Raw genomic sequence first — 23,711 nt, 5'->3', positions numbered from 1 at the left:
CAGCCAATCTTCCTCATGCGGTAGGGGTTCCAGCAGACGCGATGCAGCTAACCGGGGAAGATCTGATGAAGCTAGCTGGCACGAAGAAGATCGATCTAATGGCTGCTGGGCCTCCTTGCCAATCCTTCAGTATCTTGGGCAGGCGAGGTGCCCTTGCTGACCCACGTGGAAAGCTCGCTCTCAAGTATTTTGATCTCATCTCAGAAGTGCAGCCACGCGCATTCATCTTCGAGAATGTTCCCGGACTTCTATCCGTCAACGATGGCAGGGATTGGAAAGAGTTGCTCGCCTATGCGGAGAAAAAGACTGGCTATAACCTCCATGTTGATCGTCTAAACGCCACACAATTTGGCATCCCACAATCGAGAGAACGAGTCGTTCTTGTTGGGTTCCGAAAAAAAGTAAAGTTTAAGTTTCCAAAAGGGCCAACGGGACCATGCGCAGTAGAACTAACCCGAGCGATGCCAGCCTCAGGAACGCCCAGTACGCATGCCTTGGTCGAGGTAGAGGGACTAGCGAATCAAGACGTGCGCATTCACGGTGAACGAGTAAGAGAGCGGTACAAACGAATTGCACAAGGGGATCGAGATCGGATTGACCACACTGATCGCATTTCAGGAGATCGGCCCAGCGGAACAGTCCTGGTTGGTTCTGGAGCGGGCGGAGGGAGACCGCACATTCACCCTGTCGAGCACAGAGTTATAACAGTTCGCGAAGCGGCCCGTCTTCAGAGTTTCCCTGACTGGTATGTTTTTCAAGGTACTTCCACAGCTCAGTATCGGCAAGTGGGCAATGCTGTGCCTCCACTAATGGCTTATGAGGTTGGTAAAGCAATATTAGAGGCGCTCGAAGGAATATCAGTGGAATGACCTATCCGGCATTGCCCTTCGCGAATCACACTTGGCGTATTAGCCATCACCAGGGCATCCTTACGCCGAAAGTTTTGAACGCGCTGTTATTCGCAGCCTCGACGTATCAAGATAGCCGCGATCCAACACAAGAGATCAATAATTATCTTGTCACAAATGAAATTGTCCCACCGAATATACGTGGTGATAGTCAGCAGGCGGATATATGGAGAGATTATCAGCAACTACTGCCTGAACTTGGATTGATACCGTCTACAAGAAGTGTTTCTCATATTCAACTGAGCCCAGCGGGTCTTAGTTTTCTTGACGGAGGTATCGATTTCACAGAGTTCATGACTGTGCAGGCCTTTCGATGGCAATACCCTAATGGCCACAACACACAACGGTCAGCGGGTGACCCTTCACAATTAAACTTTGCAGCTCAACAGGCAGCGGCAGGGATACTCATTAAGCCAGCAGTGCTACTTTGGCAAGTTCTTGATGGACTACGCGCTGCTGGTGAACTCTTGGGCTTAAGTGCGCCCGAAATTGAATATTTCGTGATCCCCGCGTCGACTCATGATGAAGTTGATCTTGTGGTCGAGGCAATCAGGCAGAATAGGACTCTACGATTGGCCTTCCCTTCAGGCCAAACCAAGCAGAGACGCAACGCCTCCGACTGGATGAAGCGGCTCGACCAAACCTATGCTTTTATGCTGGACGCCGATGACCGCCTGAATCTATCAGTGCATTCTATTGCGAACCTCTCTAAGTTTAGGGAATTGATACATCAATTGTGTGAACCGCGGTCATTTTGGATATACCCGACAGATGGTTCGCAAGCCGCGTCTTGGGGTCTTTGGTACGGAACGTTCGATAGCAACGGTTATCCAATTCCAGTGGGCGCTGCTGCCGGGGATTTCGGAAGTGAGCCTGAGCCCGAAGAAGAAATCTTGGAAGCTCCGCGTGAAATCGCTATACGTGCATTCGAATGGCGAGCAGAAGCAGAAATGGAGCAACGCGGGGCCACAATAAGCTCAGTTTATTCAGCCGACCTCTCAAACAGCTCTCATCGCTTACATGACAGCATGATCCGGCTCATAGCAGATTGCTGTAGAAGAAAGCGCATAAACGTTTTCTCTGATCCGGCAACCCTTGATCTTCTGATTGAACTTGAGAATCAGGAGCTACTCATTGAGGTCAAGAGCGCCACATCGAAAAACTTAGCTCATAAGATTCGAATGGCCTTGGGCCAAGTGACCTACTATGGCTTCCTCCGCTCGAAACAGTCTCCCAAACCGCGTAGGCTAGGGATAGCTCTAACGCTCGGCGTTGATGAGACGCATTGGAGTAAAGATTTCCTTACAGACTATCTTGATGTGGACTACGTTACGCTGCGCGAAGGGAAATTGCTCACCTACTCTCGTTCAGCTGAAGTGGCCGCGCTAATTGCCTAGGCGGCTCAGTTTAACCAGAAGAGATTGAGGATCAGATCTGAACGCGCACTCCCAAATACGGACGACTTTCCATCCCTGTTGGCGTAGTAAGCGCGTATTTTTTCTATCTCGTTTGCTGTTCGCATTTAATTTCGGTTCCCAATATTCATGTTGTGACTTCGGGCGCCTCCCGCAAGTCGGACAGGAATGCCAAAAGCACCCGTCCAGAAAAACCAAAATATTAGGTTGTACGAGCGCATCCGGTGAACCCGGCAGCTTCGGATACATATTGTGTTTTATGTGCCACCCCTTAAGGTAGCTATGCATAATCCGATCAAGGTTGGATTTGCTTCGGATTCTGCTCATCATCCAACTTCGTTTGGAGCGAGTAACTGTGTCCATGGGAGTTTAGACGCGCGGTGCCGCACCCTTAGCAACTGATACTAATCGAACCATCGTGAATGCACCGGGTGCCCCATTCATGCAGTCTCATCGCATGAGCGGGCATTCGAGCGAAGCTCGAACGCCTTGCTTAAGGGCACGGCTTCAGCCGTGCCGCTAACGCTGCAAAATCAACGCGGCTTTAGCCGCTGAGGTACGCTTTCTTCCCGGCGAGACACTTTTTCATCACCCTCTTTAGCCCCTGGGGACGCGCCGTTACAGCCGCCGCATGGCGATCCCCACCAGAGCATCACGCCCCGGAGCCTCGTTCATCACCCCGCTTTGCTAACACCGCCGCCGCGACTACATCCACCAGAACCCCGTAACCGCCTGCCTCAGCGATGTCCCGGAAGCATGTCCGCACTCTTCAGCCACCGAACGACTTCCGTTGGACGGGCTTCCATGCGTGTCAAGCCCATCCGCAGCATAAGCCAAACAAAACAATCGATCTCCCATTGGCGGACGAGTTTTCCGGCCCTGCTAAAATAGAAATAGACCCATACAGAAAAAGCCCTGGAGCCTTCGGGGCCTTTTCTATTTTCCCGGAATAAGTAATTTAGAATGAATATTTTGCCGCAAGCACCCCGCGAAATACAAGACTTTGCCACTGATGCCCTGGCCTAAGTCCTTTGTTCGAAGTATTTTGCACAAAAATAGGGGGGAGGGGGTCCCGTCATCGCTGGTCCAGCGGAACGACCGTCCGCCGGTGCAGCAGGCTGTCCGAGTCGCCGATGACCAGCACGCCCGGCTGCCGGTGCCCGCGCGTGAAGACCAGCTTCAAACCGGTCGCGTCCTCGGAGACGGCGAAGACCGGCTCGCTCAGGACAGACTGACCGGCAGGCACCCTGGTAGTCAGCCGCACGCCGGAGAGCCCCGGAGACTCGCCCCACAGCCGCCCCTCGCGATCAATCAGATATGCCTGAATCAGATCCTCACTCTCAGGCTTGTGCCCTCGGTTGGCGATCCTGACAGTGACGCGCACCAGCCGTCGGCCATCCTGCGCGGGGAGCCCTTCAATCTCGCTGACCCCGACGACCGTGAAGCACATCTCGTCAAAGCACTGCGGCTGCCCAAACGCCACGACGCGCTGCCTCTGCCTGAGCGAGACGGTGAGCAGCACCCCCATATAGACAACCCAGACGCCAGCGATCCACGCCAGCCCACGCACAGCCCTCCGGCGTTCGCGCCGAACCAGCGAGATGGCAGTGCCGACGATCCCAATCGCAGTCCAGCCTGCCAGCCCCGCCAGCAGCAACTCGCGCAGATTCATTCACCACCCCGGTTCACGATAGACTTAACACAACGCATGGCACCCATTATTCTCGCCCAGGAACTTGGCAAAACCTACCGCTCCGGCAAACTTGAAGTTCCCGCGCTCCGCAGCGTCAGCTTCGCAGTCGAACCGGGCGAGTTTGTTTCTATCGTCGGCCCGTCCGGCTCCGGTAAATCAACACTCTTCTACATCCTCGGCGGCCTCACCCAGGCCACCAGCGGACACATCTCGATTGAGGGCGTTGATTTCGCCCGCCTTACCGATGCTGAGCGGACAACCATGCGTCGCCACAAGATCAGCTTCATCTTCCAGCGGTTCAACCTGCTGCCCACGCTCAGCGCGATGGGAAACATCGAGATCGCCAACGAGATTGCCAACATCGGTCGCCCGGACGCCGCGGCCCTCGACCGGTCTCTGCTGGATCATCTGTCTGAACTGCTCGGGATCGCAGGCCGCCTCGAGCACCGGCCCAACGAACTCTCGGGCGGTGAGCAGCAGCGCATCGCCATCGCACGTGCGATGATTACGCGCCCCGCCATCGTGCTGGCCGATGAGCCGACCGGCAACCTCGACACGAAGAACTCCGACGCCGTGCTCCGGATGCTGCGCACATCCAGCCGCGAGCTGAACCAGACCGTGCTGATGATTACGCACAACCCCGAAGCCGCGCAGATCGCCGACCGCATCCTGCACATGCGCGACGGCGAGATTACCCACATCGAAAACGGCAAGGGTTAGCGAAGCCCTTTGGAAGCGGTGAATGAGTCTCGGTTTTGAAAGAGCGCGACTTCAGTCGTGCCGTAAACCTCTCCGAGTCGACGAGGCTTTAGCTCTGAGGGAATGGTTGCGAGCTGAGTCAGACCTTCTTTTTCAGCGCCGCTGCTTCATCAGGCGAAGCCACGCCCTTAACGCGACGAATACAAACAGCGTGACCCCTTCAACGCTACCGGCGTACTCACCCCTGGCCGCAGGCATGTAGGCCAGCCCGTCCGGTATCTGCTGGGTTTCGCCATGAACGTGGGCCTGGTGGTAGAGCTTTTCAATCAGCTCGCCGATGCCCTTGGCGAGTTCTCCTTCTTCAATCTGGCCATTGCGCCGAATCAGTTCTTCCAGCAATTCCTGTATCTCTCGTGCCAGCCTGAGGACCTCGTCCGTCTCCATCTGGCGCGACCGGATTGCTGCTGCCGCGCCGAAACGTTCGGGCCGGGGAACGTTCCACAACCCCTGCCGCTGCGCCGCCAGCAGGTTTGCGCTGCTCTTCAACTCGCGCAGAACAAGGCTCAGCCGCAGGCTCAGGCGCTCCAGTTCCTCCATCTCGCGGCTGTGGGACGGGTCATCGACCGGCACGCCCTTGCCGCGCACGAAGACCGGCTGCTTCATCAGTTCCCCTTGAATGCGGTAGAGCAGCATCTTCAACTCCGGCAGTGTGGCCATCTTTATCCCTCCACTCTTATCTCTGCGGGCCGAGGTACAGACAGGCATCGTACCCTACCTCGCGTCGTCTCACGCAAAAATCTCACTTCGCTTACAGTGGTGTCACCAACATTTGAGCACTGGTTTGCAGAACACCGGAGGGACGCCCCTGATGTCGGACCCGGAACTTGTCGTTGCCATCTCGAAACTCGTCGCCGCGCTGCCCGGCGTGACGGAAAAGAAGACCGACAGCCATGTCACCTTTCTTGTCGGAAAGAAGGTGTTTGCTTTTACGCGCGGCGGAGGCGGCCGGGGAGTGGTGCTCAAACTCCCTCAAGACAGAATCGCTGAACTTCTCCAGAGGGAAGAAATCTCTCTCCTGACCATGGGGAAGCGGACCATGAAGGAGTGGATCCTGCTCGACCACGACCGTCCGGCCAGTTATAAGAAAGACCTCGGCCTCTTCAAAGAGGCGATGGCCTTTGTCTCGTCCGGCAGCAGGACGAAGAGCAAACAGCAGAAATCAGTCGGGAGATAGAGAACCTCATGCCCTGGTATCAACTGGAGGACGCCAACGACCCCAGGCTCGACGAGCTGGCGAAGCAGTACAACCTGCATCCGCTGCACGTCGAGGACGCGCGCAGCGAAGAGGAGAGCGTGAAGGTTGATACGTCCGCGCACTACACCTTTGCCGTCTTCAAGCCGGTGCGACTGGAGCCCGATCCGGCTGCGCCCGCCGAGTCGATCCCGGTCTTCTCGCCCGTGGACATCTTCGCCGGAAAAGATTTTCTGATTACCATCGCCGACTCCCGCTGCTCCTCCACCCAGCAGGCGCTTGAACGCGCGCGTCGCGATGGCGACGACGAGCATCCGGCGCGGCTGCTCTATCTCATTCTCGACACCATCGTCGATCTCTACTTTCCGGCCATCGACCACTTCGATGACCGCATCGACGATCTCGAAGACGTCGTTCTCGCCAGCCCGACGCCCGCGATTCTTCAGCGCGTCTTTGCCCTGAAGCGTGAGCTCATCGATCTGCGCCGTGTGCTCGTCAACACGCGCGACGCCAGCCTGCACTTACAGCGCGACCCCGAATCCATCATCGACACCGAGCACCAGCCTTACGTGCGCGACATCTACGACCACGTGGCGCGCCTGCTGGACTCAGTTGAAACCCAGCGCGACCTGCTCAACAACACGCTGGACATCTACCTTTCTTCGGTCGCCAACCGCACCAACGAGGTGATGAAGGTCCTGACCGTCCTCAGCACCATCGCGCTGCCGGTCATCGCCATCTCGGGCATCTACGGCATGAACCTGAAGGGGCTGCCCTTTGAACAGTCGGCGCATGGCGCAGAGTATGTGGCACTGCTGACGATTCTTTGCACGGTGCTGCTGCTCTACCTCCTTCGACGCATGAAGTGGTTCTGACATTTTTTTTGTTGGAGATCTCCAATAGCCGGGCCTCGCCTTCCCCCTTTTCCGGGGAGAGTAACCACCCTGGAGGTGACTACGAAATACGCCCGGCGCCTTCCCTGAAAGTGGCACAAAGTCGCAACAGCTTCTACAATTAGCGGAGGAATTCATCCCTACAGATTTGCCCGCAGTACAGGTGGCCGAAGCTGGCCCCCAGGCGAGGATTAAGGAAACGCATGAAGTTGAGCAGGATTGGCCGGGCTTCCCTGGCCTTGGTAGTCTCCGTTGCGATGGGTCTGGGCATGACAGCGTGCGGTGGCGGCACCGTTGCGTACTTGTGGGTGCTCGGCACCCAGTACAACCAGATCGCCGCCTTCAAGGTTGATGATTTCACCGGCAACCTCACGCAGGTCCTCCACTCCCCGTTCCCCTCGGGAGGGGCCAACCCGGTGGCGCTGGTGGTTACCAACGCCGGTCGCTATGTTTACGTCGTCAATCAGGGCACGGGCTCGACTTCCGGCAAAGACTGCGGCGGCGCGTCGGGCGGCATCGCCCAGTTCAGCGTCGGCGGTGGCGGAACTCTCAGCTTTCAGCAGTGCTTTGTCAGTCAGGGCACTTCGCCGATATGGGCGGCTAGCGATCAGGCAAGCAGCTATCTCTACGTGCTCGATCAGGTTGCTCCCGCAGCAGACTGCTCCCCCGCGAATGCGAACAACCCCAACCTCTGCTACGGCGACATTACCGCCTTTTCCATCGATCCCAATACCGGTCGCCTGACCCTGGTACTGAACCAGCAGATCAAGGACAGCCACGGTCAGCAGTTGACGTACTTCCCAGTGGGCAATCATCCCTCGACGATGCGGTTCGCCGGCGGCGGCTGTCTGATGACGCTGGACCGCGGCGACCAGACCGTATTCCCGTACTCGGTCGGCTCGGGTGGACAGTTGACCCGGCCCACGAACTCCACGATCAACTTGAACTCGGTGAATGCCACCTCGATCAGTGCGAATGGAAGCTCGGTCTACATCACGGATGCGGGCGGAACTCCGACCAGCCCCGGCGGCTACATTCTGCCGTACACCGTAGGCTCGTCGTGCTCGCTCAATACGGCCACGGGAGGCGCGGTTGCCAATCTGCCGCAGACCCAGAACCCCGTGTACTCGATGACCGATCAGACCGGTCAATACCTTTATGTGCTGAACCAGTCGACGACGAACGCGAACCAGCCGGCTTATAGCTCTATTTCAGCGTTTACCATCACCTCCGGCAAGTTGCAGGCGCTCGATGATCAAGGCAACAACCCGTATCCGGTTGGCGGCGGCCCCGTATGTATGGTCGAGGACCCAACCCAGCAGTATTTCTATATCTCCAACAGCGTGGATGGCACCATCACCGGCAAGCTGTTCTATAAGCCACGCGGTACCCTTTCGAACCTGAAGCGCGGCTCTACCTTTACGGCGACAGGGCACGCGACGTGCCTTGCCCTCAGCGGCAATGTGCAGTAACAGGTGGACTGACGCGGACGCGAAGCAGGATGTCTCCATGAGTCCTGAGCCATTTTGAAGACCATTGCGGGCGGAAACCATCCGCCCCGGAGTTAGCTAAGCATGAAGTTGAATAAAATCGGCCGTGGAACTCTGGCCTCGATCGTCTCTCTGGCAGTTGGGCTTGGCCTGACGGCGTGCAGCCGTGACTACACACTGGCTTACGTCTACGTGACCAACGCAAAACCGGCCTCCGCCGGTTCGACCGACGGCACCGTCAGCGCGTTCGCAGTGGACTATCAGATTGGATCGCTGGTACCGCTGGCGGACTCCCCGTTGCCTGCCGGTAAAAACCCCGTGGCATTGGTCTCCTCTCCGGATAGCCAGAACCTCTATGTCGTCAATCACGACGACTCGACGGTCATGCACTTTGCCATCGGAACAGATGGCAAGCTGTATCTGAAGGAGACGACCAACATCACCGGAAGCCTGCCGACCGCCGTTGCCATCGATGCTGCCGGCAAGTTCCTGTACGTGACGTTCACCTATCAGCTCGGGCCCAATGGCCAGCAGCTTTATTCGCCGGCCTCGCCCGGCCCCGGCGGCGTCACGGTGTTCTCGATCGATAGCAGCGGCAAGCTGTCACCTGTGTCGACGGTCAATGTCGGCAATAATCCGGTCGCCATCGCAGTCAGCCGTCAGGCCACCATCGCGTCCAGCAATACGACGCTCGCCTATGTTTACGTCGTGGATCAGGAAGCCCAACCGAATGCAACCGTGCTCGGATTCACACAAAACGTCAGCACCGGAGCCTTGACGCCGACGCCCGGAACCGTCATCACCACCGTCGCGGGCAAGACGGTGGCCACCGGCTACAATGCCGGTATTGCCCCGAGCTCCGTTGCGATCGATCCCTCAACCCGCTACGTCTACGTCACGGACCAGGCCGCCAACCAACTTTACGGCTACGGCATCGGGACGGGTGGCGCGCTGGTTCCGCTGCTCTCTTCGCCCTACACCACCGGGCTCTATCCAAGCAGCGTCACGATCGACCCGCGCGGCAAGTACATGTACGTCACGAACTTCAGCAGCAATTCCGTAAGCGCCTATGCCATCGATACAGCTACGGGATCGCCTTCGGGTTCGGTTGGTTCGACTTCGACGACGGTTGCCACCAACCCGACCTGCTCGGCGGTCGATCCTGCGCTCGGCATCTACCTCTACGTGTCCAACAACAAGGACGGTTCGGTCTCCGGCATGAAGCTCGATCCGCACAACGGGACCCTGAAGCAGGTGCAGAACTCTCCGTTCCCCACCGGATCATTGCCGACCTGCCTGACTGTTGTGGCGAACGGCTCGCATCCCAACCAACTGATCATCCAGTAGGTCAGTTCGATTGCAGCAAACAGCCCCGCCGTGCGGGGCTTTTTGCTGTTCTCCTGAGCAATATTCCGTGCGGTCCAGGCCGCGTTGCGCTCGAAAGGTGTCCTCAAGCAGCAGCCAGCATGGGCCGGGATACTGTACTCGATCCGGCCGGTCTCGACTTGCGGACGACGTGGCCCGGACCCAGCCTGACACGGCGACGGTCACGATGGCGCGGCGAGTTTTATCTCAGGAAGCTGTGGGTGCGAGCCTGCGAGTAGATGGGCGGAAGCGGTCCAGAATAACCTTGCGGACAGGATTTTCGTAGAACCGGTAGATTGCCAGTGAAGCCAGAATGATGACGGCATACGACAGCCAGGGGTCAAAAGCAATCAGGTGAAGGCGGGCAAATAAGTGGTTGCGATGGATGAGCTGGTAGAGATTGAAGTGCAGCAGATAGAGGCAATAGCTGCTCTCGCCCACGAGCAGCAGCGGGCGCCAGGAGAAGCACGAGGTAATCCAGTGCGGTCCGCTGAGCCCGAGGATGAGCGCGCCGAAGATCGGTGTCAGCAGGCCGCCGTGCATCAGCAGGTAAGAGGTCTTCGGCACCAGCGCGTAAAAGAACACGCCCAGCGCGGCAAGGCTGGATGCGGCCAGAATCATCCGCTGGCGGGTCGTGAGCCCGAGAACAAAGTGGAGCTGGGCCAGGATGACGCCTGAAAGGAACGTCGCCAGATAGGGCAGCGGCGTGAACTTCAGAAAGCGTATCCACTCGGTCGAGGAGTAGCGATCCACCGGCCCGGTGAGATGGTCCGGATTAAGGATGGTATAGAGCGAGTGCGGGACCAGGCCAATCGCCCAGACCGCAAGCAGCACTGCGATGAGCCGCACCGGCGTCTTTGGCCACGGCACGCGGATGATCCACGGAAATCCGATATAGAAAACAGCTTCGCAGGAGAGCGTCCATGCGACCGTATTCCAGAAGGTGGCCAGCTTGGGGCTGAGTCCCTGCAACAGCAGGGGAGTCAGGACGAATCCCTGCCAGAACTCGGCGTGCGAACGGGCGTACCACTCGTCGCGAAGCATCGAGACGGAGATGACCAGAATGAGCAGGTAGACGGGGTAGAGGCGCGCAATGCGGGCCATCCAGAAGTCACGCTTGTCGAGGTTGCGGCCCCGGTCACCATAGTTGTACGTCAGCACGTAGCCGGAGATGAGGAAGAAGACGCCGACGAAGACGTAAGCATTATCGACCAGCGGATACAGGATGCCCAGGTGCGGCGGGGTGAAGTGGAACAGGACGATGCCCAGCGCAAGCAGCGTGCGAATGCCCGTCAGAGCGGGGAGCTGCGGCTTGCGCGCGAAGCGAGGGGCCAGCGGAGCGGCTGCTGCCGGAGCGACGACTTCGACGGTGGCTGGTTCGTGTTCCAGAATGCTGGAGGTCACTCGGTTTTCCTTATAAGGATTCGATGCCCCGGCGGGGCAAATCTATCCCGAATCGTCCAAGGCAGGAGTAAACGAGTTTGATGCAATGGAAGGCTCAGGCGGTGACGAGCGAACCCAGTTTTTCACCGCTGACGACGCGCACAATATTTCCTTGTTCTTTCATGCTGAACACCATCATGGGCATATTGTTGTCCTTGCAGAGCGAAACGGCGGCCTGATCCATCACGCGCAGGTTCATGCGGATGATGTCGTTGTAGGTGAGGCCGGGGAGCTTGGTTGCGGCGGGGTCGAGTTTGGGGTCGGCAGTGTAAATACCGTCGACTGAGGTGGCCTTGAGCAGAATGTCGGCCTTGATCTCCATGGCGCGCAGGCTGGCGGCGGTGTCGGTGGAGAAGAAGGGGTTTCCTGTGCCTGCGGCGAAGATGACGATGCGTCCCTTTTCGAGGTGGCGGATGGCGCGGCGTCGAATATAGGGCTCGGCCACTTCATGCATTTCGATGGCGGACATGACGCGGCAGGTGATGCCGAGCTTCTCGATGGCGTCCTGCAGGGCGATGGCATTGATGACGGTCGAGAGCATTCCCATGTGGTCGGCGGCGACGCGGTCCATGTCGATGGCTTGCTGGGCGACTCCGCGGAAGAAGTTGCCTCCTCCGACGACGATGCCGATCTCACAGCCGAGCGCGTGGACGGCTGCGATCTCTGCGGCCACTTTGTGGATAAAAACGGCGTCGATGCCGAAGCCTTTGCCTGCGGCCAGAGCTTCGCCCGAGAGCTTGAGGAGGATTCTCTTGTACATATCAGTTCCCAGTATCGCATGGGCGTTTGCGGGCGGAGAGGCGTAGCGGGTGAGGGTACCCCCTCCCCCCTCAAAAGTACTCAAAGTCCTTCAAACATTGGACTTAGGTCCGGACCTCGGTGTGGTGTGCGGTGGAAGGTTATCTGACAATGGGGTTTTCCGGAAGCGCCTTTTGTCAAGCTGGAGTTCGTGTTGCTACGAGGAAAATGCAGGATTTTTCCCCCTTCGCTTCACTCAGGGTCAGAATGACAGGTAAAGAGTGGGGCGATTCTCCGAATGACAGAGAAAAGCCCGGAGCTGAGTCCGGGCTTTTTGTGGAGTGGTTGGAAGACTGCGCCTCAGCTCAGGGACTTGAGGGCGGTCTGGGCGTCTTTTGCGGTCTGGGTGTTGGGGGCGAGCGACGCTGCCTTTTTGAGTTCGGTGGCGGCGTCGGCGGTCCGGGCCAGTTTGGCGTAGGTCATGCCCAGGTGGTAGTGGATGGCAGCGTTTTGGGGAGCCGTTTTAGCGGCGTCCTCCAGCAGGCCGCGCGCGGACTCATAGTTTCCTTTCTGGTAGTAGATCCAGGCGAGCGTGTCGGCGGTGTCGGGCGAATCGGGCAGGGCACGGCGCGCGGCCTGGGCCAGGGTCAAGGCTACGTCGAGGTTCTGTCCGGTCTCGACCATGAGGTTGGCGAGATTGTTGTTGGCAACGGCCTGGTCGGGCTGGATGGCGAGGGCCGCTTTATAAGAGGCGATTGCGCCGTCACGGTCTCCCTGTGCGTCCTGTAGCGAACCGAGGACGGTAAAGCCGGAGGCGTCGCGCGGGTGGTCTTTGGTCCACTGCCGCCACTTTTCGAGCGCCTTCGGTGCTTGTCCCATCGCAATCTGGGCGCGGCTGTAGAACATGGTCGCGGCGGAGTCGGACGGGTTCAACTGAAGGGCTTTCTCGGAGCTGGCCAGACCGCCAGCGGTGTCTCCGGTCTGCAACTGAAGGCCGGCGAGCAGGTCGTACATCTGTGCGTTCTGCGGGGCCTTGGCAATCTGGTCCTGAACGCGGGCGATGATGGCCTTGGGTGCCTGCTTCTCGACGGACATGGCAGCGACGACGAGCTGGAGCGCGCGGGAGTCGTTGGGATTGATGGCGAGCGCCTGTTCGAGCAGCGTCTTGCCTTCAGGGGTCTTGTTCTCCGTGAGGCGAAGCCGGCCAAGCTGGAAGAGGGCCTGCGCGTCCCTGGGGTTAAGTTTGAGCGCCTGGTTGAAGTCGCTCTCAGCCTTGTCGTTCAGCTTCTGGTTGGCGTCTGCGATACCCTGCCAGACATGGGGAGCCGAGGCGCCCGGGTTGGCGGCGATAGCGGCCTTGGCCACGTCGCTGAGCGTGGAGAAGTCGTTGTTCATGACGGCGATGTTGGCCAGCGCCTCCTGTGCCTCAAGATTTTTAGGATTGATGCGCGTGGCCTGGCGGAAGCTCTGCTGCGCGGTGGAGAGGTCGCCTTTGGCCTGCGCGGCGCGACCGTACCAGAGCTGGACGGCGAAGCTGTCGGGGTTGGCCTTGGCCGCTTTCTGCAGCACATTGAAGGCGTCGTTGGTCTTGCCGTCGTTAAGCATCAACATGCCGTTGAGGACGGCGACCTCGGGACGGGTGCTGTCGGCCTTGGCGAGGTCGGCTGCGATGTCGCGTGCCTTGGAGACGTTGTGGTTGAGGATGAGCAGGCGCGCGTAGGCGAGCTTGAGAGGAATGCTCTTGGGATACTTCGAGACGAGCGCGGCATAGTCGGACTCGCCGCGCGCAACCTGGTTGGAGCCGATGTAGTAGTTGGCCAGCAGCTCGGCTCCGGCGTCGCTGTCGTTGAGCTCCTCGGTGGCCTGGTGGAGCGTCTGCTCGCCCTGGGCGGTGTTGTTCTGGCGGAAGTAGATGTCGGCGAGCGCGGCGCGCACCATGACGTTGTCGGGCGCGGCGGTCTTGGCGTCGAGCAGTTGCTGCTGGGCTCCCGTCAGGTCGCCCTTCTTCTGGAGAAGGGCGGCGAGCACGATGGCTGCAGTCACGTTCTTTTTATCGAGCGAGACGGCCTTGCGAAGCTGGTCTTCGCCCTGGTTCGAGGTGGCGGAGTCGGCGCTCTGGAGCAGGCCAAGCGAGGTGTGGAAGGCCGAACGGTTGGGATCAAGCGAGATGGCGTGCTCGATCTGCGTGATGGCGGTGGCTCGGTCGCCCTTCGCAGCGGCGACGCCCGCGAGCAGGGCGTAGGCATCGGGGTTGTTGGGCTTGAGGGCAAGTACGGCATTGGCCTGTTCCTGCGCCTTGTCGGGCTGCTTGCCGGCCAGCAGCAGATTGCCCAGTTGGATGCGTGCATCGACATTGTTGGGCTGGAGATCGACCGCGCGCAGCAGCTCCGCGTAGGCGGGCATGATGCTGCCCTCCTTGAGCAGAACCTTGGCGAGCTCGAAGTGGGCGTCGCCGAAGTTGCGGTCGATGCGGATGGCGTTGGCAAACTGGATGGAGGCTTCCTTGAGCTTGCCCTCATTGGCGTAGCGCATGCCGCTTTCCAGATACTTCTGCTTGACCTTGTTGGGGTCGCGGTGGCAGCCCAGCGAGGAGCCAAGGACAAGCGAGCAGGCAAGAATGGCAGTGATGCGAAACGCCGAAGGAGCTGTTGTGGTTCTCATTGCTGTTTCTCTCCAATCGAAGCAGATGCGTGATCGAGGTTGAGCCGGTTAGTTGGGAATAAAGCGGGGCAGAAAGGGGACCATCTGGCTGGTGAAGTGAACGGCCCGCGCCTTGGCCGTGGCCAGGGTCTCAGTGGGAAGAATGGGTGTGATGACGCGGACCAGCGCGCCGTCGGTCCGGTTCATGCGGATGGCGTCGGCCACCATATAGGCCTTGGCCTTGTACTCGTTGGGAATACTGCGGCCGTGGGCCTGATACCAGTAGATGACGAACTGCTTCTGCTCGCCGTTGCTGATGACGTATTCGCCGACGTGGTAGGTCTTGTCGTGAATGTCCTGGAGCGTGGTGTATTTTTGCGAGTCGAAGGTCCAGCCTGCGCCGGGAAGGCAGTGCTGCGGCGAGTGCATCGTCTGGCCGGTGCGCTGCGTGGGGAAGTAGGCGATGAAGAGGCTGATGGCCTGGGCGTTGTCGTAGACAGGGGCGATCAGGCTGGCCTGCTGCGCGGCGGGCATCGGGCGGAGATAGACGCGGTTCAGAAAGTCGCCTTTGCCGAGCACGTCGAGCGTGGCCGAGTCGAGCGGAATGTCGTGCGCGGTCCAGTTGCCGATGGTCTCGGGAAGGTTGCTGAGCGGTTCGCTCGCGGGCACATTGTCGGCGTCGCCCCGGTGGTTGAGAACGAAGAAGGCGAAAAGAAGCAGAACTACGACGGTCCAGAACTTTGGAGACTTCATGCGGACGCCCCCTTGCGGTGCGGAAGGAACTGCATGGCGCGGTGGACCAGATAGAGACAGATGAGCGAGACGACGAACATGACCCATCCGGAGAACTCGTGGAAGAAGCCGAGGGCCTTGTCCGGATCCCAGTACTGGACGCAGAGGCCGGTGCCGACGATGCGCACGACGTTGGCGGCGACGGCGATGGGAATCGCAGCCAACGCAAGCACCGTGCGGCGCAGGGTGGACTTCTCAAGAAAATAGCCGTAGAAGATGGCCAGCGCAAACAGGCTCATCAGCGAACGGATGCCGCTACAGGCTTCGGCGACCTCCAGTTGCATGACGGGCAGTTGAATGACGTTGCCGTCCTGAAGCGTTGGGACGCCGAGGAAGGGAAGAATATCGCTGGCGACGCGCGAGGCCATTAGTTGGAGCGGAAAGGTGATCTTGTTGAAGATGATCTCGGGGAAGGGAATGGCGAGCAGCAGCACAAGCAGTGGAAAGCGCAGTTCGCGCAGCATGGCGCGGCCGGAGAAGGTCCAGATGAGTCCAGCCATCAGCAGCACGAAGGAGACGCGCGAGGTGAACAGATCGACGCCGTAGACGCCGAGGATCAGGACGGCGATGGCGACGAAAATCAGCGGAATGCCCATCCAGGATGGCCGCACCGGCGTTGCACGGATGATCTTGCGGCGGTCCCAGATGAGGAACGCCGAAAAGAGCGGGACCAGAAAGCCGTGCGAGTAGTCGGGGATGGTGTACCAGTCGTGGACAAGCTTGATGCCGATGCGGTAATAAATGGCAATCAGGAGAAGGCCGATGACCGCGTAGGGCAGCCAGTCGCCGATGGCGAATGGTCTCTCAGGCTGGCGCGCAGTTGGGGCTGGCGTAAGTGGTGCGGTTTGAGTGCTGTCGCTGCTCATTTCGTTTAGCCGTTATACTTCACTGGTCATCCGTTAGCAATTACCCTTCCGTGCCGCGCAGGGTGATTTTCCCTTGATAAACCGGGCATGTCTACTAAAGTGGTAGGGAAAGACCCCCATCGAAGGAAAAGAATTTCCCACAAGTGCTGCTATTCTGCACCATAAGAGATGCCTCAGGGCAATTCGAAGCCCATCTGTATGACGTATCGACTGGAAATTCTGGAGATTGGCCGTACAAGGGACTGTCCTGTCGATGGAATTGGGGCCTGGATAAAATTTCGATTCGAGCGGACGTTTGGCATTAATCGTGCTCGAATCCAAAGGAGTGTAGAGACGAAGAAAGAGGAAGCCGATCTCAGCGTGCAAAAGTCTATTGATGAGAGTGCCTGCTAGCTGCTTGTAAATACGGATATAGACTGCCCTAAGGAAGAAAGAGCTCACTGAGGGCAGGCGGGTTGTCTGTCTAGGGAACATTCAGGAGATTTGAGCAAGATGCCGCTGCGGGCGGCGCTGAATGCATCAGAATGATGTAAGCCGGACGTAATGCTTGGGAAGGATGGGAGTTACGCAATGAAGTGGCTTTGTGCTGGATTAGCGATTACGCTGTCTCTGCCGGTGGCGGGGATGGCCCAGGGGCAGAAGGGCACGGAGGCTGCCGGAACGGCACCCGCGGCCCAGACTGCACAGAAGGCCCCTGCCTCGACGGCCTCTCCCACGGTCAACCCGGACACCTATGTGATTGGAGCTGAGGATTCGCTTCAGATCACCGTTTGGAAGGAGCCGTCGTTTTCCGGGACGCTGCCGGTCCGGCCGGACGGGATGATCTCGATGGTGATGCTGGGCGATATTCGCGCAGCGGGCAGGACTCCGACACAACTGTCGAACGATATTGCTGAGAAGCTGAAGAAATATATTCAGGATCCTGTGGTCTCTGTCGTCGTGCTTGGAGTCAACAGCCAGAAGATCTTTCTGGTGGGCGAGGTCGGGCACACGGGCCCGATCCTGTTGACCCCGGGAATGACTCCGTTGCAGGCGATTGCAGCGGCGGGCGGACTGACGATGTTTGCCAACCAGAAACACATTTATATCCTGCGCGGAGTGCAGGGCAAGCAGCAGAAGATTCCGTTCAACTATAAGAAGGCGCTGAAGGGCGACAACAGTCAGGACATTGCGCTCGAGCCGGGCGACACGATTGTGGTTCCATGAGGAGCGTCATGAAGGTAGGGATTTCAATCATTGCTTTGTTGATGACGCCGGGCGCGCTGCTGTGTGGGCAGGCGCTGCCCACGGCCGCCTCGGGCGCTGCCGCAACTCCCGCGTCCACGGCGGGGTCACGCGCCGGGTTCCGGATTCCGGGGTCGGACGGCGAGGTGCATTATGCGCTTGGCGCTTCGCAGATTGTGCAGTACGGATACTTCGGCCCCAGCAATGCGACCGGCACGGCGGCGCTGAATGGAGACGTCGGCTACAGTTCTCTGAACGTGAAGGCCCCGTTCGACATGGTGTATGCAGGCGGCGTGCTGATCTCCGAGTCAACGAGCCAAAACACCTCGACGTACCAGAACCTGGCTTTGTCGCAGGGCCTGATGGCGGGCAAGTGGGTCTTCAATCTGGCGGATTCGGTGTCGTTCCTGCCGCAGGCGCCGACGACCGGCTACTCCGGTATTCCCGGCGTGGGCGACATCGGCTATGTTCCCGGCGCACCGGGGACGGGACCGGCGGGCGCGCTGCTGACCTACTCGGGAAACCGCGTGGACAACACAGCTTCGGGCAGCGTGGAGCGGATGTTCACCGGTAAGACCTCCGCCAGTGTGATGGGGTCTTATTCCATGCTGCGTTTTCTGGATGACAACAGCGGGTTCGACACCTCCGGCGTTTCGGGAGAGGGTGCCTTGAACCACAGAATCGATGCCCGCGATACCGTCAGCGTGAACGCGATGTATTCGCTCTACACCTTCGGCAAGTCCGAAGGCGGGATCAATTTCGAAACACGGGGTCTCAATGGCGTGTATACGCGCCTGCTGAGCAGGACGCTGAGCCTGGAGCTTTCAGCGGGGCCGCAGTGGGTCTCCAGCTCGAACAAGGCGCTGATTCCCAATAGCCTGAGCGCGGCGGCGAGCATGGGTCTGGGTTATGTCCATGGCCTGACGAACGCGCAACTGGGCTACTCGCGCGGAGTCAATGCCGGGTCGGGCATCCAGCTAGGCGGCCTGAGCGACACGGTCTCCGGAGGTGTAGGACATTCCTTCGGGCCGCGATGGCTGGCTACGGCGAGCGCCGCGTATTCGCATACGAATGCGCTGGCAAACAGCCATCTTGCGCCACCACCCGGGCTGACGATTCCGCTTGGCGGAGATTTCTCGACGGTCTATGGAGGCGTGCAGGTGTCGCACAGCCTGAGCAGGACCTTGTCGATGTACATCAGTTACGGAGCGCAGAACCAGAGCTTTAACTCGGCCTACACGGGCGCGAATGCGTTCAATGGAACGTCCCAGACGTTTGGCATCGGGATCTCATATGCGCCGCGCGCGCTGCGTCTCAGACAATTTTAAGGAGTTATCATGCTTGGTCATCGCCCGCTTACGCTCGAAGACTATGGGACCATCCTGAAGCGAAGATGGTGGCTCATTGCCATTCCCGCGGCGATTCTGCCGATCATTGCCTACGCGGTCACGTTTTTTGTGACGCCGCAGTATGTCTCGCAGACGCTGGTGTTGGTGGAGCAGCAGAAGGTGCCGGAGTCCTATGTGAAGCCGGTGATTACGGAAGACCTGGATTCGCGGCTGGCGACGATGAAAGAGCAGATCATGAGCCGCTCGCGGCTGGCTCCGATCATCGATCGCTTCAATCTGTATGCGAACAAAGGCCTGTCGATGGACGACCGCGTTGATCGTGCAAGAAAAGCCATTGGAATCACGCCGATTCAATCGAGCATCACGCGCGGCCTGCCTGGGTTTTATATCTCGTTTACGGCAAGCGATCCGCGCACGGCACAGCTGGTATGCGGCGAGATTACATCGTTGTTTGTCAGCGAGAACCTTCACGCCCGCGCGGCCTCGGCCGAGGGGACAACGGAGTTCCTGAAGGGGCAACTGGACGACGCCAAGGCCAAGCTGGATGAGCAGGCAGCCAAGCTCGCGAAGTTTCAGCAGGAGTATGCGGGCCGTCTTCCGGATGAACAGTCCACGAACCTGAGCATGACCAGCACGCTGAGCACGCAGTTGGACGCCACGACGCAGGCGCTGACGCGCATGGAGCAGGACAAGAGCTACGCTGAGGCGATCTTGTCGCAGCAGGTGGCGGCCCAGAACGCCCAGTTGACCGACCACGGTCCCGCGCCTCAGGCACAGCAGGCGCAGTTGGAGCAACTGGAGAACCAGGAGGCCCAACTCCTGACGACCTATACCGAGGACTATCCCGACGTGATTGCGGTCAAGCGCAAGATCAAAGAATTGCAGGCCGCGATGGCCAAAGGTCCCGCTCCTGCGAAGGCAACCGCCTCCACCGCGCCAAGCAGGAACGATTCGCCCGGCGTGCTGCAACTGAGGGCGCAGATTCATGCGATGGACATCGGAATCGCGCAGAAGAAGGCGGAGCAGGCGAGGATTCAGGGCCAGTTGCGGATGTATCAGGACCGCATCTCCGCAAGCCCGGCGGTGCAGGAGCAGTACAAGAGCATTACGCGGGACACGCAGACGGCACAGCAGTTCTACGATGACCTGCTTGCCAAGATGAATCAGTCGCAGATGGGCACCGATCTTGAACGCCGGCAGCAGGGCGAGCAGTTCACGGTGATGGATGAGCCGAACCTGCCCGAATCGCCGACCTTCCCCAAGCGCGGCGTGTTTGTTGCCGGAGGCCTGGCAGGAGGGCTCGCGCTGGGGTTGCTGCTGACGGGACTGCTGGAATACAAGGACACCTCGATGCGCAGCGAGCGCGACATCTGGGCATTTACCAAGCTGCCGACGCTGGCGGTGATTGAGTTCTCGCCTGAACTGGATCACGCCTCGCCCCGGCGACGATGGTTTAGTCGCAGGAAACCGGACATGACGGCGGACAAACCGCTGGTGAAGGTGGGTGGGTAACGATGTACAACAGCTTCTTCAAATTGAAGACAAGCCCGTTCGGCACCAGCCCGGACCCGAAGTTTCTGTATATGATGCCGCACACGCGCGAGGCGCTGGCGTGTCTGGAGTACGGCATCTCCGCGCGCAAGGGCTTCACGGTGCTGACGGGCGAGGTGGGCACGGGCAAAACGACGCTGCTGCGCCGCGCGCTCAGTTCGTTCAACGGCCGCCGCGTGTCTACGGCGTTCGTCTTCAACCCGCGGCTCGACGCACTGGACTTTCTGGAGTTTGTGCTGACGGATTTCGGCATCGTGCCGGCGAACCGCACCAAGTCGGGCATGTTGCTGCAACTGAATCGCTGGCTGATTGAGCGGTTCAGGATGGAAGAGACCTGCGTGGTGGTGGTCGATGAGGCGCAGAACCTCTCCTGGGATCTGATGGAAGAGATTCGGCTGCTGACCAATCTGGAGACGTCGTCGGAGAAGCTGTTGCAGATTGTGCTTTCGGGCCAGCCGGAGCTGGAAGAGAAGCTGCGTCACCCGAGCGTGCGGCAACTCAGGCAGCGCGTGGCGCTGTGGTGCAGGACGCAGTCTCTGACCGAGAGCCAGACCCACGCATACGTCGCCGAGCGGCTCCGCATTGCCGGGGCCGACCATCCGCTGTTTTCACTCGATGCGCTTGACCTGGTGCACCGCTACAGCCGTGGGATTCCGCGCATCATCAACCTGCTGTGCGAGCACTCGCTGATTGTCGCGTATGTCGAGCAGGTGGAGCAGGTGACGGCGGCGATTGTGGAAGGCGTGGCGGTGGAGCTTGAGTTGGAGACGCAACCGTTCCTTATCTCGACTGCGGCAATGGGCGGGACGTCGAGAGGCGCCGAGGAAGGTCATGGCTTCATGAATTCATTTGGTGGCGAAACAACGGGAAGGCGAGATCGATGAGCCGCATTTACGAAGCACTCCAGAAGGCAGAATCCGAACGCGCAGTGGAGCGAGCGCCAGAGCGCGAGCCTGTTGCATCGCCGCCTTCGGTCAACGGAAATATGCACGCCGCCGCAGCGGTTGCGGTGCCGGAGTATGCGACGACGACGCCGGCGCAGCAGGCCGAGGTTGTCGGTATGCCAACAACGCAGACGGCTCGGGACGCCGCGGGTGGTCTGGAAGGCGGTTTGGGAGAGATAGCCCGGCACCGCTGGTCCCCTGCGCTGGTGCAGCTTCCTGCGCTGTTGCAGCGCGGCCCGGCAGTGGAGCAGTTTCGGAGCCTGCGCTCGCGGATCTTCGAGATGCGCGACATCCGGCCGCTGAAGTCGATTCTGGTGACGAGCGGAATGCCGCAGGAAGGCAAGAGCTTTATCTCGATCAACCTGGCGATGAGCCTGGCGCGGCACAAGAACAGCCGGGTGCTGTTGATCGACGGCGACATGCGCCGCTTCACGCTGCACCATGTGCTGGGGTGCGAATCGCAGCCGGGGCTGGCGGAGTATCTCGCCGGTAAAGCAAGTTTGCAGGAGGTGATGCAGCGCGGAGAAGCCAGCGCCCCGGGACAGCCCGTGCTGCCGAACCTGACGTTTATCCCCGGCGGAAACGGCGGAGACAGGGCCGCCGATCTCTCGGGCAGCCCGCGCTTCGGCGAGCTGCTTCAGTCGGCCTCGTCGTTCTTCGACTGGATCGTCGTCGATTCGTCGCCTGTACTGCCGGTCTCTGACGCGGTGAACCTTGCGCGCTTCTGCGATGGAGTGCTGTTGGTGGCCCGTGAGGGAGTCACGAAGTATCCGGTGGCTCAGCGGGCACAGAGTGAGTTGAAGACGGCGAACATTCTGGGCTTCGTGCTCAATGCTGTTCACGAGGCGCCCCAGGTCGGCGACTACTACGGCTATGACGCCAGCCAGGACTGAGGAGGGGCTTCCGGAACGATGATTCGGCTTTTCCACGTGTACTATCCAACGCGCAGCATCGTCCTCTTGCTGTGTGAGGCGCTGATCGTTGGCGGTTCGTTCCTGGTGGCGACGTTGCTGATGGTAGGTCCCGACTCCTACCTCGTCCTGAATTACGAATATGGCTGGCTGAAGATTGCTGCGCTTACCGTCCTGACGCTGCTCTGCTCCTATTACTTCGATCTGTATGAGCCGCAGCGCATCTCGGCCAAGTGGGAGATTTATTTTCGCCTGCTGCTGGTGCTGGGCTTTTTGTCGTTTCTGTTGTCGGCCATTGTTTATTTCTATCCTGAAGCCGACATCGCGCGGTATGTACTGCTGGTCGGGCTCATCTTCCTGACCTTTACGCTGGTGGCCTGGCGCAGCGCGTATGCGTGGATTCTGGGTCTGCGGGCCTTTCGGGAGCGGGTCTACGTACTGGGCTCGGGCGAAAGAGCGCAGATGGTGGTCGAGACGCTCAGAAACCGCAAAGACGCCGGGATGGAGGTGTTGGGCTGGGACAACCCGCATCTCGACAAGGCGGAACGCAAAGAGGCATTCAGCGCGGCGCTGGCGAAGTTTCACGGCCCAAATCCAGGCGTTGACCGCGTGATTGTGGCTCTCGAAGATCGCAGGGGCGAGCTGCCGATGCGCGAGATGCTGAACCTGCGCTTCGATGGCGTGGTCATCGAAGAGGCGGGCACGCTACTGGAGCGGCTGACCGGCAAGCTCTACCTGGATGGCCTGCGCCCCAGCAGCTTCATCTACAGCGAGGGCTTCAATGTAAAGCCGTCGCAGCAGATTGCGCGGCGCATCGTCTCGACCCTCACCGCGGCCGCGGGACTGCTGTTGTTTCTTCCCTTCTTCCCGTTTGTCGTGCTGCTGGTCAGGCTCTCATCGCCTGGTCCGATTTTTTTCCGCCAGACGCGCGTCGGCATGGGCGGCCGCAACTTCAGCGTGTATAAGTTCCGCACCATGCGGACCGACGCGGAGGCCGACGGCGCGAAATGGGCGAGCAAGAATGATCCGCGAGTGACGCGGTTTGGCATGTTCATGCGCAAGACGCGCATCGATGAGGTGCCACAGCTTTGGAACGTGCTCAAGGGCGACATGGGGTTCGTCGGCCCGCGTCCGGAGCGGCCCGAGTTTGTCCCATGGCTCTCGGAGCAGATTCCGTACTTCAACCTGCGACACATGATCCGCCCGGGCCTGACCGGCTGGGCGCAAGTGCGCTACGGCTACGGAGCCACGCTCGCCGAGACGCGCGAGAAGCTGGAGTTCGACCTGTACTACATCAAGCACATGTCCCTGGGGTTGGACCTGCTGATTATGTTTGAGACGATTAAGACGATTATTCGGCGACAGGGCTCGCAGTAGGGTCTGAGAAGAATCAGTGATGGCTTAGGGAAGGTCTGATTAAGTCCGCGAAGATTCCCTCAGGGGCTAAAGAGGGTGCTGAAAAAGTGTCTCGCCGGGAAGAAAGCGTACCTCAGCGGCTAAAGCCGCGTTGATTTTGCAGCGTTAGCGGCACGGCTGAA

At 59.5% G+C, this 23,711-nt stretch carries 21 protein-coding genes; 13 read left to right on the top strand and 8 right to left on the bottom strand.

The genetic code is table 11. The features are described from left to right. Positions 1-869: DNA cytosine methyltransferase (locus VFU66_RS00210; protein ID WP_326444208.1), on the top strand; the 869-nt coding region annotated here is incomplete at its 5' end. Next, positions 866-2,305: a hypothetical protein gene (locus VFU66_RS00205; RefSeq protein WP_326444207.1), complete on the top strand. Its 1,440-nt coding sequence runs from the start codon at positions 866-868 to the stop codon at positions 2,303-2,305. The genes VFU66_RS00210 and VFU66_RS00205, both read left to right, overlap by 4 nt. Here the strand turns inward: VFU66_RS00205 and VFU66_RS00200 are convergent. Together VFU66_RS00200 and VFU66_RS00195 are read right to left on the bottom strand one after the other, a co-directional pair. Beyond that, the gene (locus VFU66_RS00200; RefSeq protein WP_326444206.1) at positions 2,294-2,686 is read right to left on the bottom strand and encodes a very short patch repair endonuclease; all 393 of its coding nucleotides are present in this window, start codon (positions 2,684-2,686) and stop codon (positions 2,294-2,296) included. The genes VFU66_RS00205 and VFU66_RS00200 overlap by 12 nt on opposite strands. Positions 2,687-3,398: 712 nt before the next feature. Beyond that, a complete protein-coding gene (locus VFU66_RS00195; RefSeq protein WP_326444205.1) occupies positions 3,399-3,995 on the bottom strand; it encodes a DUF4352 domain-containing protein in 597 nt (198 codons plus the stop codon). Between the two features lie 36 nt (positions 3,996-4,031). Here VFU66_RS00195 and VFU66_RS00190 point away from each other — a divergent pair, with 36 nt between their 5' ends. After that, positions 4,032-4,736, top strand: coding sequence for an ABC transporter ATP-binding protein (locus VFU66_RS00190; protein WP_326444204.1), 705 nt, complete (start codon positions 4,032-4,034; stop codon positions 4,734-4,736). Between the two features lie 132 nt (positions 4,737-4,868). Here VFU66_RS00190 and VFU66_RS00185 read toward each other — a convergent pair whose 3' ends face one another. Next, complete coding sequence (locus VFU66_RS00185) at positions 4,869-5,432, bottom strand: hypothetical protein (RefSeq protein WP_326444203.1); 564 nt, start codon at positions 5,430-5,432, stop codon at positions 4,869-4,871. A 112-nt stretch (positions 5,433-5,544) separates the two neighbouring features. Here VFU66_RS00185 and VFU66_RS00180 point away from each other — a divergent pair, with 112 nt between their 5' ends. From VFU66_RS00180 to VFU66_RS00165, 4 genes are all read left to right on the top strand, one after another. Further along, positions 5,545-5,949: an MmcQ/YjbR family DNA-binding protein gene (locus tag VFU66_RS00180; RefSeq protein ID WP_326444202.1), complete on the top strand. Its 405-nt coding sequence runs from the start codon at positions 5,545-5,547 to the stop codon at positions 5,947-5,949. A gap of 8 nt (positions 5,950-5,957) precedes the next feature. Further along, complete coding sequence (locus VFU66_RS00175) at positions 5,958-6,842, top strand: magnesium transporter CorA family protein (RefSeq protein ID WP_326444201.1); 885 nt, start codon at positions 5,958-5,960, stop codon at positions 6,840-6,842. 221 nt (positions 6,843-7,063) lie between these two features. Next, on the top strand, positions 7,064-8,332 hold the full coding sequence (locus VFU66_RS00170) for a lactonase family protein (RefSeq protein ID WP_326444200.1): 1,269 nt from the start codon (positions 7,064-7,066) through the stop codon (positions 8,330-8,332). Positions 8,333-8,434: 102 nt separating this feature from the next. Beyond that, positions 8,435-9,697, top strand: a complete 1,263-nt coding sequence (locus tag VFU66_RS00165; protein ID WP_326444199.1) for a lactonase family protein — start codon at positions 8,435-8,437, stop codon at positions 9,695-9,697. 225 nt (positions 9,698-9,922) lie between these two features. Here the strand turns inward: VFU66_RS00165 and VFU66_RS00160 are convergent, their stop codons facing one another. From VFU66_RS00160 to xrt, 5 genes are all read right to left on the bottom strand, one after another. After that, positions 9,923-11,119: an acyltransferase family protein gene (locus tag VFU66_RS00160; RefSeq protein ID WP_326444198.1), complete on the bottom strand. Its 1,197-nt coding sequence runs from the start codon at positions 11,117-11,119 to the stop codon at positions 9,923-9,925. Between the two features lie 94 nt (positions 11,120-11,213). Beyond that, positions 11,214-11,918, bottom strand: coding sequence for a UMP kinase (gene pyrH, locus VFU66_RS00155; protein ID WP_326444197.1), 705 nt, complete (start codon positions 11,916-11,918; stop codon positions 11,214-11,216). Between the two features lie 338 nt (positions 11,919-12,256). Next, on the bottom strand, positions 12,257-14,557 hold the full coding sequence (locus VFU66_RS00150) for a tetratricopeptide repeat protein (RefSeq protein WP_326444196.1): 2,301 nt from the start codon (positions 14,555-14,557) through the stop codon (positions 12,257-12,259). Positions 14,558-14,605: 48 nt separating this feature from the next. Beyond that, a complete protein-coding gene (locus tag VFU66_RS00145) occupies positions 14,606-15,289 on the bottom strand; it encodes an exosortase C-terminal domain/associated protein EpsI (protein ID WP_326444195.1) in 684 nt (227 codons plus the stop codon). Continuing rightward, positions 15,286-16,194, bottom strand: a complete 909-nt coding sequence (xrt, locus tag VFU66_RS00140; protein ID WP_326444194.1) for an exosortase/archaeosortase family protein — start codon at positions 16,192-16,194, stop codon at positions 15,286-15,288. Before xrt ends, VFU66_RS00145 begins: the two co-directional genes overlap by 4 nt. 570 nt (positions 16,195-16,764) lie before the next feature. Here xrt and VFU66_RS00135 point away from each other — a divergent pair. The 6 genes from VFU66_RS00135 to VFU66_RS00110 are packed head-to-tail and all read left to right on the top strand — an operon-like array spanning position 16,765 to position 23,550. Further along, complete coding sequence (locus tag VFU66_RS00135; protein WP_326444193.1) at positions 16,765-17,400, top strand: polysaccharide biosynthesis/export family protein; 636 nt, start codon at positions 16,765-16,767, stop codon at positions 17,398-17,400. Positions 17,401-17,408: 8 nt separating this feature from the next. Beyond that, on the top strand, positions 17,409-18,746 hold the full coding sequence (locus VFU66_RS00130; protein WP_326444192.1) for a hypothetical protein: 1,338 nt from the start codon (positions 17,409-17,411) through the stop codon (positions 18,744-18,746). Positions 18,747-18,755: 9 nt separating this feature from the next. After that, positions 18,756-20,279 carry a GumC family protein gene (locus tag VFU66_RS00125; protein WP_326444191.1) on the top strand — a complete coding sequence of 508 codons (1,524 nt, stop codon included), beginning with the start codon at positions 18,756-18,758 and terminating at the stop codon, positions 20,277-20,279. A gap of 2 nt (positions 20,280-20,281) precedes the next feature. Continuing rightward, positions 20,282-21,202 carry an ExeA family protein gene (locus VFU66_RS00120; protein WP_326444190.1) on the top strand — a complete coding sequence of 307 codons (921 nt, stop codon included), beginning with the start codon at positions 20,282-20,284 and terminating at the stop codon, positions 21,200-21,202. Next, positions 21,199-22,155, top strand: coding sequence for a CpsD/CapB family tyrosine-protein kinase (locus VFU66_RS00115; RefSeq protein WP_326444189.1), 957 nt, complete (start codon positions 21,199-21,201; stop codon positions 22,153-22,155). The genes VFU66_RS00120 and VFU66_RS00115 overlap by 4 nt, the downstream gene beginning before the upstream one ends. A gap of 18 nt (positions 22,156-22,173) precedes the next feature. After that, positions 22,174-23,550, top strand: coding sequence for a TIGR03013 family XrtA/PEP-CTERM system glycosyltransferase (locus VFU66_RS00110; RefSeq protein WP_326444188.1), 1,377 nt, complete (start codon positions 22,174-22,176; stop codon positions 23,548-23,550). The last annotated feature ends 161 nt before the right edge of the window (positions 23,551-23,711 follow it).

The organism is Edaphobacter sp. (genome assembly GCF_035763405.1).
GTDB lineage: Bacteria > Acidobacteriota > Terriglobia > Terriglobales > Acidobacteriaceae > Edaphobacter.
The sequence above is the reverse complement of the archived record's forward strand: the minus strand, read 5'-3'. Positions and strand labels throughout refer to the sequence as shown.